The sequence below is a fragment of the Escherichia sp. E4742 genome, assembly GCF_005843885.1.
GTDB lineage: Bacteria > Pseudomonadota > Gammaproteobacteria > Enterobacterales > Enterobacteriaceae > Escherichia.
In genome coordinates this window covers 1,336,221-1,350,147 of record NZ_CP040443.1, presented here as the reverse complement: position 1 = coordinate 1,350,147, position 13,927 = coordinate 1,336,221, and the positions used below count along the sequence as shown (strand labels likewise).

The following is a 13,927-nucleotide window of genomic DNA, read 5'->3' as shown; positions in this document are numbered from 1 at the left end:
ATGCGACGCTTGCTGCGTCTTATCCGGCCTACGGAACGCACATGTAGGGCGGATAAGGCGTTTACGCCGCATCCGCCAGCTGTTGCAAATTACTGCTTACGGAAAAAATCGTTATACAACATATACAAATGCGCGGCACTCCAGGAGAAATTTGGTGCGCCTTGCTGTGCGCCGGTCAGCGGATTGTAATTCTCCTGAATCGGACCATCGGCGGTTAATCCTTTGGCGTGCTGGAAGAACGTATCCGCCAGCTTCAGGGCATCATCGCGATAACCGTAACGTTCCATCCCTTTCAGACCAAACCAGAACTGATCCACCCATACGCGCCCGCGCCAGTAAATATCCGCGCCAAAGGCCGGGTTCGTTAACGCCGCCGTTCCCAGCGGTACAAAAGTGTTGAACTCTTTAGTGTCCAGCATCACCTTCACCACCGCGTCGGCGTTGGCTTGCGTTGCTGCACCGTTAAACAGCGGCGACCAGCCCTCCGGTCCTTTACCTCGCTCGACAATCGGTTTGCCCGCGCAGCCGTTCGCCAGCGGTTTATCTTCAATGCGCACGTCATAGTAGAACTGCGTAGTCGGGTCGAACATACAGGTGTTGATGTAGTCTGCGAGCTGCTGTGCCAACTGGCGATAGCGTTTGGCCTCTTCCGGCTTACCGAGGATGGTTGCCATCTCCGCCAGATAATGGTTATCGCTGTACATATAGCTGGCCTGATCCACCGACTCCTGCAATAGCGAGTAGCCCAGCAACGTTCCGTCCTGACTGCGGTTTTCGGCGAATTTCACCGTCCAGTCGCTACGTTTGCCGCCGTTAGCGACATATTTATCCAGCTGTTCTTTGTCGATAAACCCAAAGACGGCGGCGTCATCACGCCCCGATTCCCACGACGCAGCAACCTGTGCCGGAATTTCCAGACTGTCATACTGGCCTTTCTCCACCACGCGGGCGTAGTTGTTCAGGCCAGACTGCGTCTCTTCTTTGTCGCCTTTTTTCACCGTAAACAGCATCTCACCGCTCTCGGTGTTGTGGGCTTTATCGCGGGTCGCGCCATATTCCGGCACGCCGTTGCCGTTATGATCGCGGTTACGTAACCACCAGTCGTGATAGGCCACCAGTTTCGGGTACATCTCTGCCAGCCAGGTTTTATCATGGGTGACGTTGTACACTTCCATCACCGACCAGGCGGCAAGGCTGGGTTTGGTATTACGTTCGTTCCAGTTGCCGCCATCGCCGCCACGCTCGGGGCTAAGGTTCCATGCAATCAGGTCGGGGACAAAGCCTACATCCTGCGGACGTACAGTGTCGCCAGGCTGGATCTGCCAGGAAAAGACCGCGCGGATATTCTCTTTGGCGATGTCCGGATTGAAATGCGCCATCGCAAACGCCTGCTTCCAGGTATCCCACGGCCAGGTCTGATTGCCGGAGAACCAGCGCCCGGTCACCGACGGCGTGACGGTGTTGTATTTCACCGCGCCGCCAGGCGAGCGCCAGTTACCGTTGAGCGTTTCGATTGCTTTCACCGCGACGCGCGTCTGTTCCGACGTTGCATCCGGATTGGTTAATCCTTTCTTCAGATACTCTTCCCAGCGTTGCTGCGAGGCGGTGAGATAAAACGCCGGACGCGCAAGAATATCGCGGATCTGCATTTGCTCTTTGCTAACTTCCTGAGCGGTCAACAGGTGGGAATAGGTGGTATAGAGCGTGGTCGAACCGTTGATATGTGCCTTACTGGTAAAGCGATTACCATTGATTTCAGTCTGCACTGGCAGGGATTTATGCACCTGATATTCTGATTCGCCGGAGGTCAGCAGATCCCAGGTGGCGCGCACTTTGCCAAAGGTAACTTTCAGGCCATCACGGGTGGCGCTGATTTTGCGCTGATAGTCAGGGTACTCACCAGCAATAGTTTTATCGGAAAGCGGTTTCCCTTCCTTCGCTTCCAGTTTTTCCAGCAGCTCGCCGTCCCACACCAAATCCAGCGGTTTATTGCTGGTGATTTTGGTTTCCAGTAGTGAGGTGCGCGGCGTGGCGAAGCGCAGAGTCATTTCGACCTGCACATCTTTTGCTGTCAGTTTTTGCACCAGCGCGCCGGGGATACTGTATGCCTCCAGCGTGAAGTTGACTTTCTTGCCATCCTGCAAGACGGTCAGGCGGTCGAAATTGCTGGCCATAAAGTTGATGTACTCTTCCGTCAGCAGCGCAACGCCCGGAAAACCGCCCATGGTGTTCGGGCCGTCTGGCAACAGATGACCATGCCAGGCACCGAGATCGAAAAACGGATTAAAACGCTGGTGATCGTCGTAATCGTAATCCTTCATGTACTGCGGCGCGCCGGTACGGTTAATCACGTTTTTATAATTGTCGGCGTTAGCGGCATGGGCGGAAAAGCTCATCAGCAGAGCACAGGCTACTGGCGTTAAAATGGTTTTGATTTTCATGAGATTACTGTCCTTATTACCAGTAAAAATATTGCATCAGGAAGATTTGGTCGCTGGGATCGTTAGAGGCATTTTTCATGTAGAAGCGGCTGTCAAAAGCCGTTGCGAAACGTCCGCCGCCGTATTCGTACCAGATACCAAACTGCATGAAAGAGGTGGTTTCATTGTCAGCGTGGTCAGGGCGATGTCTGGCGTAGGTGTAAGCGGTCGAGAGATAAACGCCCTTTAACGCTTCATACATGGCGCTCACCATCATCCCGCTTTCGCTGCCCGGTACGTCCAGCCCGTCGGCGCGTCCGGTATGGTGCCAGGCGCGGGCGGCGAAGTTAGGGGTAAGCAGGCCAGTGAGATAGAGTTGTCCTGTGCCGTCGGTGATTTCCAGACCGTTCATCCAGGTGATGCCTTCGGCAAGGTCGTACTGGATGTAACCGTTCATCATTGCCGGATAGGTGTATTTGTCGTCGTAGCGATCGTATTTACCAAAATGTAGCCAGGCTTTGCTTTCGTCATGATGTCCGGCAGGCGTGGCGGTGACGCTATAGCGGAAGTTACCGCTTAAGTTCTGCACCTTCAGCGCGGTCATAATGTCGCGGGTATTGGGAATGACGTAGCCCAGATCGGGTGTGAAGTCGCCCCACCATTGCAGGTCATCCAGTGAGGAATCCTGACGCAGACTGAGCATGATTTCGGTGCCATCATTGGTGCGATAACCGCCATAGAAACGGTTAATCCCACCTTCAAAACCGCCCCAGCTATGGTCAGGCACCCAGGCATTGCCGTCGTGGTCGGCCTGCACGGTCCAGCCTTCGCCGTAAATCAGGCCGAACCAGGAGCCATATTTCATCTCCAGACCGCCTTCGATATAAGTGCCGTCGCTGTATTTATGTTTATTCTCACCCTCTAAATCCATATACCCACCGACCCCTAATTCACCGTAAAAACGAAATGAAGGAGAAGACGTTGAGGTAATTGCGGGTGTTTTTGTGTCGTCATGTTCTGCCGGACGCACTTCTTCAGCGGCCGCAGAAAAGGCGTAGCAAAACGGCAGAGCAAGTAATGCTCTGCATGGTGCAGTGATTAATTTCATTGTGTTAATCCATGAGCTAAAGAAAAAATACAGCCTTTTATCGTTGTAATTATAAAAATATTAAGGCAGAAACTATTTTCCCTCTCCCCATCCAGGAAGAGGGAAAATGCCTGCTCATTTTTTATTATTCTGCTTAATCAACATTGCTGGCTGGCGTCGCTTCAATATGGCGCTCTTCAGCCGTTAATCCTTTTATATATTTACTGTATTTCCACCACGCAAAGCCGAGGAAGATAACAATACCGCCGACGTTATAAAAGATGATGGTCATAATATTCGCGCCAGTCGGGAATGTCGAAGCAACAAACCCTACGGTAAATATCGCAATCAGCATTGAAACAATGATAATACCGGTGCGGCGGGAGCCCATACGGAAATCGCGTGGCAGGTGATCTAATTTGGCGCGTAAATTCAGATACGCCAGCATGATGAATAACGGCGGAAGCATGGACGCGGCGGCAGTCATATTAATAATGGTATTCATCAGATCCTGCACGGTATTGGAACCGAGCATCGGGATAATCATCAGCGGAATTACGATCAGGAACTGGAGCCACGCCGCGCGCGCCGGAACGCCGTTTTCGTTCAGTTCGACGGTTTTCTTACCAAAGATGCCTTCCGGGATTTCGGAGAAGAAAATTTTCACCGGTGTTGCAGTCCACATCAGCAGGGAGCCGAACATCGCGGTAAAGGACACCAGACCGACAAAACGATTCATCAACGCTTCCGGCAGACCAAAATACGCCGCCATGCCGTGGAATACCTGCACCGATCCGCCGGTAAATTTCAACTCTTTGCTGCTGACGAAGACGTTAATCAGCACCGAGGAGACGGAATACAGTACGCCAATGAAAATCCCGGCGAGGATGATCACTTTAACGAACGATTTCGACCCGCCTTTGACGTCGTTAACGTACACCGCGACGGACTCCGCGCCACCTGCGGCCATAAAGATCCAGGTGGTAACGCCGAGGAACGCCCAGTTGAAGTTCGGGATCATCGCGTCAACGGTGATCGGATCGGCAGGCTGTACGCCGCCAACCAGCGCCGTTCCTGCCAGTAAAATGTAGGAGAGCGTTAACAGCAGCATCAGCGTTGAAGTGACGGAGGTGATTGGCCCCAGCATTTTCGCCCCGTTGGTAGAAACCCAGGTGGAGAAGGCGAACAGCACCATACTGATAATGGTGGTGGCAACCGGCGTCATAATATATTCGTAGCCGAGGAAAGCATACGATGCATAAGCAATAACGCGCGGCAACAACGAGGTGAAAAAGAACAGGTTTACGAACCAGTAGGTATAGGCAGTAATAAATGCCCAACGTCCACCCAGCGAGCTTTTTACCCACGCGTAGACACCGGCTTCCGAGTTTTTATTTAACGAGACGAATTCTGCGATGATTAGACAGAAGGGAATAAAATAAAAAATCGTTGCGAGGAAAAACATCGGTGCCGAGGCCAGTCCAAGCTCAATATTATTATTGATAACGTTGTTAAAGCTGTAAACGGCGGCAAAAGTCAGCGAGAGCAAGCCGAATTTACCGATTGTATTACGTTTGGTATCAGACATAACACATCTCCGAAAATGAGTAGGGTAGCGGTGGCGGCAAACTCCTTTTGCCGCCGTAGTTGTTATTTGTTATGGAAATAACCATCTTCGATGGTGACTTTGAGAACCACTTTTTTGACCGCGTTATTGCAGATAAACCGATACGCTTCATGGATATCGCAAATAACAATTTGTCCTTCGTGGACCTCAACGGTTTCTCCGCAGCCTTTTAAATATTCGCGGTCAGTTTCATCACGATAATATTCCACTACCTGTAATGTCTCTTTCGGCGCATATTCAATCTTTTGCTGCCCTTGCAGGTAGTAATGCACTTCAAAATAACGACGATGCCCGGTAAATAACGCATCGGTCGCGGAGTCATTTTCCACACGGTAGGTCAATGAGTCACCAATGGAGTGGGCGACGCCGGGTTGAATGTTGTCGATATTTTCAATCGCTTCAACGCAGCGTTGCCACTTCTTGCCAGAGGCGTAAATCTGGCGGAACTGTTCTAAGTTATCGATGATCCTCATTGCTTATTCTCGCTGTGCAAATTCGTGGAAAAGAACCCTGCGCCGAACTCATACGACGCCAGGCTTTGCGCGGTAGCTTCTCCGCCAGAAACCGGAAGCAACGTAAATCCGTAACTGAAGTCACGGAACCAGACGCGCCAGGAGTCCAGCACCTCGCTGCCCCAGGAGTTGGAGCCGAGGCCAAGCAACTGGTGGTCAAGATTCAGGGTGATGTCATCACTGCGCTGCAGCTCGTTACAGTGCTGGGCAGCGTGGATGTTTTCCTGGGTATAGTGCCAGGCGCTGAAGTTAATTGGGCGCTGCGGAACCACCAGCAGGCCGTTGCCGTGGCGGTTTGTCAGCGCCGCCCAGCGGACATGCTGACGGTTGCCGTTGTTCTGTGGGAAGGGATAGTTCTCGAACATGGCATCGACGGTGCTGCGCCAGATATCGATGATGTTAGCCTGCTGGCTGTCAGCGTAGTTTTCGCCCGGCCCGCGTCCGTAGTACGCCACCTGGTCGTATTCGCCGTTAATCCCCATGGTGAAACCGATGCACGGAATGATGTGCGGATAGTCGCCGTAACGCTCGCCGGAAAGCGCCACGTTAACCTGGCCATCGGCAGCGATGCGCCAGATGTAGGTGCAGCGCATTCCGAAATCAAACACCGGTGGGGCAATAACCGTGCGGCTGATGATCAACACTTCGCCATCGCTCTGTTCAACGGCAAAGTCGCGCAGATGTTCCTGCATAATCTGCAAATGATTCGGCTGCCACAACCCTTCGTACTCCTGCTTGTGGTTGTCGATCATCGGCTTGAAGAAGTTGATCTTTGGCTCGCGGGTCAGCAGCGATTCGCCATTCACCTGCCAGGATGTCGGTTTGCCACTCATTTTTGAGAAGGTGATCGCGAAGTTGTAGCCGCGAACGGTGCAACTCAAACGATCGTCTTCCAGCGTCAGCGGACGAGCATTATTCGGCGCGAAAGGCACTGGCTGCGCGGTGTTTTCCTTCAGTGGGAACTGATAAGTGGCGATAGGGTGTCCGGCTTCGCTGTAGCGGGTGCGGGAATCTTTGGTCACCGTAATGTTGAGGAACGCTTCGCGGGCGTCCAGTTGCGGCAGCGTAATGTGCAATGGCGCTTCGCTGTTTGGCGCAACGTCGCGCAGCTTAATCTGCTGCGTTGCGAGCGTTTCACCTTCGGCGCGTACCTCTGCGTGTAGGGTGTAGTCATCAAGCGTGGTAAACCACAGTTTATTTTCTACTTTCAGCTCGCCACGAGTCAGATCCAGCGCATGGATTTTTACCGGCGCAATAACCTGTTTGTACTCTTTCAGGCCTGGTCCCGGCGTCTGATCGGAATAGATCAAACCATCAAGACAGAAGTTATAGTTGTTGGGATAGTCGCCGTAGTCGCCGCCGAATTTATACCAGACATTGCCGTTGTCATCCTGCGCCTGAATTCCGTGGTCGCACCATTCCCAGACGTAATGACCCTGAATGCAATCGTGCTTATAGAAGACGTTCTGGTATTCCGTCAGCCCGCCAGGTCCGTTCCCCATCGCATGAGCGTATTCGCAGATGATGCGCGGCTTCGGATGCGGGTATTCACCAAACTCATTCATCAGCGGCACGCGGGTGTACATGGTGGAAATAATATCGACCACTTCAGCATCGCGATCTTCTTCGTAGTGCACCAGACGCGTGTCATCGAGCGCCTTCGCTGCGTGGTACATCGCGCGGATGTTACAGCCATAGCCGGATTCATTGCCCAGCGACCAGATGATGATCGACGGATGGTTTTTCTGCGCGTGAATATGGCGAACGATGCGCTCAACGTAGACCTTTTCCCACTGCGGATCGTCAGTAATGCGGCTGATATCGCCGACATTAGCAAAGCCGTGCGATTCGACGTCGGTTTCCGCCATCACAAACAGGCCGTAGATATCACACAGTTCGTAGAAACGCGGATCGTTCGGGTAGTGAGCGGTACGCACGGAGTTGATGTTGTGCTGCTTCATCAACTGGAGATCTTTCTCGACGCGATCCATCCCAACGGCACGACCTTTGCGATGATCGTTGTCGTGACGGTTTACCCCGTGCAGCATCACATAACGGTTATTGATCCAGAACAGACCGTCGCGCACTTTGATATCACGGAAGCCGACGCGTTGCGGCACCACTTCCAGAACATTGCCGTCGGCGTCTTTCAGCGTCATGACCAGATGGTAAAGATAAGGGGATTCTGCCGACCATTGCTGTGGCTGTTCGACAGTAAAAGCAAAGCTGGCGCTGGTCAGTTTTTCAATTGCCAGATGCTCAATGGCGCCGCTGTGTACCACACGCTCGCCGTCCAACAGAGTATATTCCAGCGTTGTTACGACAGGGGAGGCGGCGAGATTTTCCAGCACCACTTCGCAGGAAAGTGTGGCATCGCAATAGGCTTCGTCAAAGTCGGTGCGCACGGTGAAATCGTTAATGTGCGTCGGTTGTTTACCGATCAGATAAACATCGCGGAAGATCCCCGCTGACCACCACATATCCTGGTCTTCCACGTAGGTAGAGTCCGCCCACTGCATCACGCGCACACACAACAGGTTGTCGCCGGTTTTTACCATCGCGCTGATGTCAAACTCTGCGGTCAGGCGGCTGCCTTTGCTGAAACCCACATACTGACCGTTAACGTAGACTTCAAAATAGGTTTCGACGCCGTCAAATTTAATCAGCGTCTGTTTACCCTGCCAGCCGTCGCTGAGGGTGAAAATACGTTGATAGGCACCGGTTGGGTTATCGCTGGGGACAAACGGCACATCGATGGGGAACGGAAAACCTTCGTCGGTATATTGCAGTTTGCCGTGGCCTTCCATTTGCCACATGGCGGGGACGGTAATATGCCCCCAGTCAGCCATTAACTCAGAGGTGAAGGCTTCTGGTACTTGCAGCGGATGGTCAAAAAAGTGGAAATTCCACTGACCGCATAAGGGTAGAAACAGGCTGCTGGTTTCACGGGCAAAAGTACGCGCCTGCGCAACAGAGTCATATGAAAAAAAGTACGCACGCGGCGCAAGTCGGTTTTCGTGGGTGAGCTGAATGTTTTCCCAGCGATTCATAGGGCCTCCCGGTAGAGAGAAATCGGAACCATTCATGGTGATGGTAGTTTGTGTAATTGCTGGGGAGTTTAGTAAAATTTTTACTAAAAAGTAGCAGGTAAATGCATTTACTTTAACTGGATCACGAAAATAAACGGCAGCACTGTCCGGCAAAAACGATTGCCGGACAGTGTGTAAGGGGATTTAACGGGTCGTGCCGCGCAGTTTTAATTTACTGGGAACGAAGACCAACAGCGGCAGCGCGCGACCATCGCGGGCCTTTTCATACACCAGGTTAACGCCCTGGCTTCCCATCATTTCGGAATGGATGCGCACGGTGGAGAGCGGCGGAAAGGTAAATCGCGCGGTGGGGATGTCGTTCACGCTAATAAGCGAAATATCCTGTGGGATGTTCAGGCCACGTTCATGAATTGCCCGCAGTACGCCGATAGCAATGGAATCGGAAGCAACAAACAGTGCCTTCGGATAGTCTTCCCGCGCCAGCATCTGTTTTGCCAGTTCATAGCCCGACGAACTGGAAAAACCGCCGCGCCAGATGTCTTCTTCGCGTACCACTTGTTTCAGTCGGCCATATTCCGCAAAGGCGACCTCACGAATATCCGCCTTGCCAGGCAAGTCCTCGCCGCCAATAAAACCAATGCGATTAACGCCCTGATCGATATAAAAGTCGATGATTTCTTTACTGATGCGTGCCAGATCGATATCTACCGCGTCGTAATTACTGCCGGGTTCGTGAAAGTCGATAAAACAGATATTGTCGGTCAATGCGCTGGCAGCGGCGCGCAGGGCGGGCGTGGGTTTGCCGACAATTAAAATACCGGTGACGTTTTTAATGTCCGGCAATCCGTTGTGTTCATAACAGTTGGTCAGTTCGATCGCCAGCTTTTCGCACTGGGTTTCAATGCCGTGGCGGATCGCCAGATAGTAAGGATCGTTGATCTCCAGCTCCTGTTGGTAGCTGTAGATAGCCAGAATATGGTGTTGGTTGACTGCGCCTGTCTGTAGTTTACGGGCGCTACTGGTCTTGTACTCCAGCTTTTCGGCGATCTCGAGAATGCGATGTTTCGTCTCTTCTTTCACATTCAATGTCGGATCGTCATTTAAGACCCTGGATACTGTCGCCAGGGATACGCCAGCTTCGATTGCGATGTCTTTTAGTGTTGCCATGTTTACCTTTTTTACTTTCCCTGATGTGCGCTTCCATTGTAGAGGAAGTGCTTATCGGGTCACCTGTTTTCAGTAAATAAAGCGCGTTTCTTTGACGCTGTAACGGTAACACAGCGGCTTACGAATGTGATCACGCCTGCATTCTCCATTTTTAGCCTACAGGATTGAGAAAAACTTTTGCTATAGTTTAGTAAAATTTTACTCGAAAGGAGGAAGCAATGGAAACCGTGGCTTACGCTGATTTTGCGCGTCTGGAAATGCGTGTCGGGAAAATTGTGGAAGTGAAACGCCATGAAAACGCCGACAAGTTGTACATCGTACAGGTAGATGTCGGTGAAAAAACGCTGCAAACCGTGACCAGCCTGGTGCCGTACTACAGCGAAGAAGAGCTGATGGGGAAAACGGTGGTGGTCTTGTGCAATCTGCAAAAAGCAAAAATGCGCGGTGAAACGTCGGAATGTATGCTGTTGTGTGCGGAGACCGATGACGGCAGTGAAAGCGTGCTGTTAACGCCGGAGCGGATGATGCCTGCGGGCGTACGTATCGTATAAAAAGATCGGATGGCGACGTTGCATCGCCATCCGATTTGATATTACGCTTCTTCGACACTTACTCGCATGGCCGCCAGCGCCTTACGCGCCGCTTTGATCACCAGTTCACACTGTTCAATGGTCAGTGTCAGTGGCGGTTCAATGCGGATCGTTTTGGCGTTATTGAGCGTTCCGGCTACCAGTACGCGCTGGCGGAACATCTCGCTGGCAAAGTTATAGCCGATTTCGTTATCAACAAACTCAATCGCCATCAACATCCCTTTTCCACGCGCTTCCTGTACCAGATCGGGATATTCCCGCGCCAGTTGACGGAAACCGTCCAGCAACATATCGCCTTTTTGTTCAGCCTGAGCCGGTAAGTTCTGCTCCAGCAACACATTGATGGTCGCCAGTGCCGCCGCACAGGCCAGCGGGTTGCCGCCAAAGGTGGTGGTATGCAGGAACGGGTTGTCGAACAGGACTGAGAACACCTCTTCAGTGGCGATGGTTGCGCCAATCGGCATCACGCCGCCGCCGAGGGCTTTTGCCAGACACAGGATGTCCGGCTGGACGTTCTCATGCTCGCAGGCGAACATCTTGCCCGTGCGCCCCATGCCTGTTTGTACTTCATCAAGGATCATCAGTGCGCCGAACTCATCGCACAACTTACGCACGGCGGTGAGATAACCCGGCGGCGGCAGAATTACACCACCTTCGCCCTGAATCGGCTCAAGGATCACCGCAGCCACATCATCACCGGTTTTTTTGCACTCGCTAAGGGCTGTGCGCATGGCCTCGATATTGCCAAACGGTACATGACGGAAGCCCGGCAGTAACGGCATAAACGGTTTGCGGAAAGTCGATTTCGCCGTGGCTGACAGTGCGCCAAGCGATTTACCGTGGAACGCGCCGCTGGTGGCGATAAAAGTAAACTTGCCGCGCGGTGACTGGTAAGCCTTCGCCAGTTTCAGCGCCGCTTCAACAGACTCGGTGCCGCTATTACAGAAGAAGCTGTATTTCAGTTTACCGGGCGTTAGCGCGGCAAGGGTTTTCGCCAGCATCGCCCGTAATGGGTCGAGCAACTCCTGGCTGTGCAGCGGTTGTTTCGCAAGTTGATTCTGTACGGCGGAAACCACAACTGGATTACGGTGCCCCACGTTGAAAATTCCAAAACCTCCCAGGCAGTCGATAAACTCCTGTCCCTGGGTGTCGACAAGCGTATTTAAACCTCCCGCTTGCCACTCTACGGCTCCGTAATCCCCGCCAGCGGTAACAGATTTGCGATACTCTAAAAACCCCGGATTGACATGCTCTTTGAAGTATTCAATCACCTCCCGGTTAAGTGCTTTCATCTCCTCATGATCCAGCGTTCGCTTTTCAATGAGATTCAGGGCGTGGGCGCTGCACGCTAAAGCCGATGCGCTCGAAGGTAACCTGTTCAAAATATGCTCCGGAGGCTCGCGTATCACATGATACCGATTTAAGTATTGCAGGGATTGCGCCACTCCGGCTGCGATCGCGAAAATCGGGATAAACACAAATTGCGTTATCATATGTGCAACATTTAATTCTAATTGTTAACTGTTGTTGTTATTTTGCCCGATTTTATCGGGGGGGGAATTTTGCGATCGCTGTGCAAATGCATTCTTTCAGGGCAATAAATGTCTGATTTTTGGGCAAGATAATTAACGTTCTCGGATAATAACAGAATGAAAGTATTTTAAATCAAGGGATTAGAACTTGTGTGTTAATCGCAAATTGCGATCTAAATCAAATTAAAGTGCTAAAGATAACCGCGCCGGGGCCGACATAACTTCCGACAAGAAGTTAACAACCATATAACCAGCACAGGACGCGATTATGTCTTCTCATCCGTATGTCACCCAGCAAAATACCCCGCTGGCTGACGATACTACCCTGATGTCCACTACCGATCTGCAAAGCTATATCACCCACGCCAATGATTCTTTCGTGCAAGTGAGTGGCTATACCTTGCAGGAGTTACAGGGCCAGCCGCACAACATGGTGCGTCACCCGGATATGCCAAAAGCGGCGTTTGCTGATATGTGGTACACCCTGAAAAAAGGGGAACCCTGGAGTGGTATTGTGAAAAATCGCCGCAAAAATGGCGACCATTATTGGATACGGGCGAATGCAGTGCCGATGGTGCGTGAGGGCAAAATCAGTGGCTATATGTCGATTCGCACGCGGGCGACGGATGAAGAGATCGCGGCGGTAGAGCCGCTGTACAAGGCGCTAAACGCCGGACGTACCAATAAACGTATCCATAAAGGGCTGGTGGTACGTAACGGTTGGTTGGGAAAATTGCCTTCATTACCGCTTCGCTGGCGAACGCGTGGAGTGATGACGCTGCTGTTTTTCGTGCTGGCGGCCATGCTTTGGTTTGTTGCAGCCCCGGTGGTGACGTATTTCCTCTGTGCGTTAGTGATGTTGTTGGGAAATACCTGTTTTGAATGGCAAATTGTACGACCGATAGAAAATGTCGCCAGCCAGGCGCTGAAGGTGGCGACCGGAGAGCGTAATAGTGTTGAGCATTTGAATCGCAGCGATGAGCTGGGGCTAACATTACGCGCGGTAGGGCAGCTAGGCCTGATGTGCCGTTGGCTAATTAACGATGTTTCAAGCCAGGTGTCCAGTGTCAGAAACGGCAGCGAGACGCTGGCGAAAGGCACTGATGAACTGAACGAGCATACTCAGCAGACGGTAGATAATGTCCAGCAAACGGTAGCGACCATGAACCAGATGGCAGCGTCGGTGAAACAGAACTCAGCTACTGCTTCGGCTGCAGATAAACTTTCTATCACCGCCAGTAATGCGGCGGTGCAGGGCGGGGAAGCGATGACCACGGTGATCAAGACGATGGACGATATCGCCGACAGTACCCAGCGCATTGGCACCATTACTTCGCTGATTAACGATATTGCGTTTCAGACCAATATTCTGGCCCTGAATGCGGCGGTGGAAGCGGCGCGTGCCGGAGAACAGGGCAAAGGTTTTGCAGTGGTGGCAGGGGAAGTGCGTCATTTAGCCAGCCGCAGTGCCAATGCTGCCAACGATATTCGCAAGTTGATCGATGCCAGTGCTGATAAGGTGCAATCCGGTTCGCAGCAGGTGCACGCAGCCGGACGGACGATGGACGATATTGTGGTGCAGGTAAAAAACGTCACGCAGTTGATCGCCCAGATCAGCCATTCAACGCTGGAACAGGCCGATGGGCTTTCCAGCCTGACCCGTGCGGTGGATGAGCTTAACCTGATCACCCAGAAAAACGCCGAGTTGGTAGAAGAGAGTGCGCAGGTGTCGGCGATGGTAAAACACCGCGCCAGCCGACTGGAAGACGCGGTGACGGTGTTGCATTAATCGGTATGTCGCATCCGATGGTTGGTACACGATGCCTGATGCGATGCTGACGCATCTTATCAGGCCTACGGAGTGTATAGGCGGGATAAGGCGTTCACGATCCGGCGGTTGGAGCACGATGCCTGATGCGATGCTGGCGCATCTTATCAGGCC

The 13,927-nt window shown here is 52.3% G+C and carries 9 protein-coding genes; 2 read left to right on the top strand and 7 right to left on the bottom strand.

Annotation, left to right across the window (positions count from 1 at the left end; all coding sequences use genetic code 11):
* Positions 1–89 precede the first annotated feature (89 nt).
* The 6 genes from ygjK to ebgR form a co-directional block, all read right to left on the bottom strand.
* Entirely contained in the window at positions 90–2,441 is a 2,352-nt protein-coding gene (gene ygjK / locus FEM44_RS06455) for an alpha-glucosidase (protein ID WP_135523972.1), read from the bottom strand.
* A gap of 16 nt (positions 2,442–2,457) precedes the next feature.
* Positions 2,458–3,528 (bottom strand): protein YgjJ, encoded by a 1,071-nt coding sequence (ygjJ, locus tag FEM44_RS06450; protein ID WP_135523973.1) that lies wholly within the window; start codon positions 3,526–3,528, stop codon positions 2,458–2,460.
* Positions 3,529–3,661: 133 nt separating this feature from the next.
* A complete protein-coding gene (locus FEM44_RS06445; RefSeq protein WP_135523974.1) occupies positions 3,662–5,095 on the bottom strand; it encodes an amino acid permease in 1,434 nt (477 codons plus the stop codon).
* Between the two features lie 62 nt (positions 5,096–5,157).
* Positions 5,158–5,607 carry a beta-galactosidase subunit beta gene (locus FEM44_RS06440; protein ID WP_001219943.1) on the bottom strand — a complete coding sequence of 150 codons (450 nt, stop codon included), beginning with the start codon at positions 5,605–5,607 and terminating at the stop codon, positions 5,158–5,160.
* Positions 5,604–8,696 carry a beta-galactosidase subunit alpha gene (ebgA, locus tag FEM44_RS06435; protein WP_135523975.1) on the bottom strand — a complete coding sequence of 1,031 codons (3,093 nt, stop codon included), beginning with the start codon at positions 8,694–8,696 and terminating at the stop codon, positions 5,604–5,606. Before ebgA ends, FEM44_RS06440 begins: the two co-directional genes overlap by 4 nt.
* Before the next feature lie 183 nt (positions 8,697–8,879).
* Positions 8,880–9,863 carry a transcriptional regulator EbgR gene (ebgR, locus tag FEM44_RS06430; RefSeq protein ID WP_135523976.1) on the bottom strand — a complete coding sequence of 328 codons (984 nt, stop codon included), beginning with the start codon at positions 9,861–9,863 and terminating at the stop codon, positions 8,880–8,882.
* 218 nt (positions 9,864–10,081) lie between these two features.
* On the opposite strand from ebgR, the gene FEM44_RS06425 reads away from it, so the two are divergent.
* Positions 10,082–10,414 carry a tRNA-binding protein gene (locus tag FEM44_RS06425; protein ID WP_000450588.1) on the top strand — a complete coding sequence of 111 codons (333 nt, stop codon included), beginning with the start codon at positions 10,082–10,084 and terminating at the stop codon, positions 10,412–10,414.
* Positions 10,415–10,455: 41 nt separating this feature from the next.
* Here FEM44_RS06425 and ygjG read toward each other — a convergent pair whose 3' ends face one another.
* On the bottom strand, positions 10,456–11,835 hold the full coding sequence (gene ygjG, locus FEM44_RS06420) for a putrescine aminotransferase (RefSeq protein WP_001309772.1): 1,380 nt from the start codon (positions 11,833–11,835) through the stop codon (positions 10,456–10,458).
* Between the two features lie 418 nt (positions 11,836–12,253).
* Between ygjG and aer the strand changes: the two genes are divergently transcribed.
* Positions 12,254–13,774, top strand: coding sequence for an aerotaxis sensor receptor Aer (aer, locus tag FEM44_RS06415; RefSeq protein ID WP_135523978.1), 1,521 nt, complete (start codon positions 12,254–12,256; stop codon positions 13,772–13,774).
* Positions 13,775–13,927 lie beyond the last annotated feature (153 nt).

What these genes read in the sequence shown, in the direction of transcription:
- ygjK (WP_135523972.1), bottom strand. Translation starts at nt 2,441, where the DNA reads ATGAAAATCAAAACCATTTTAACGCCAGTAGCCTGTGCTCTGCTGATG.
- ebgR (WP_135523976.1), bottom strand. Translation starts at nt 9,863, where the DNA reads ATGGCAACACTAAAAGACATCGCAATCGAAGCTGGCGTATCCCTGGCG.
- FEM44_RS06440 (WP_001219943.1), bottom strand. Translation starts at nt 5,607, where the DNA reads ATGAGGATCATCGATAACTTAGAACAGTTCCGCCAGATTTACGCCTCT.
- FEM44_RS06425 (WP_000450588.1), top strand. Translation starts at nt 10,082, where the DNA reads ATGGAAACCGTGGCTTACGCTGATTTTGCGCGTCTGGAAATGCGTGTC.
- FEM44_RS06445 (WP_135523974.1), bottom strand. Translation starts at nt 5,095, where the DNA reads ATGTCTGATACCAAACGTAATACAATCGGTAAATTCGGCTTGCTCTCG.
- ygjJ (WP_135523973.1), bottom strand. Translation starts at nt 3,528, where the DNA reads ATGAAATTAATCACTGCACCATGCAGAGCATTACTTGCTCTGCCGTTT.
- ebgA (WP_135523975.1), bottom strand. Translation starts at nt 8,696, where the DNA reads ATGAATCGCTGGGAAAACATTCAGCTCACCCACGAAAACCGACTTGCG.
- aer (WP_135523978.1), top strand. Translation starts at nt 12,254, where the DNA reads ATGTCTTCTCATCCGTATGTCACCCAGCAAAATACCCCGCTGGCTGAC.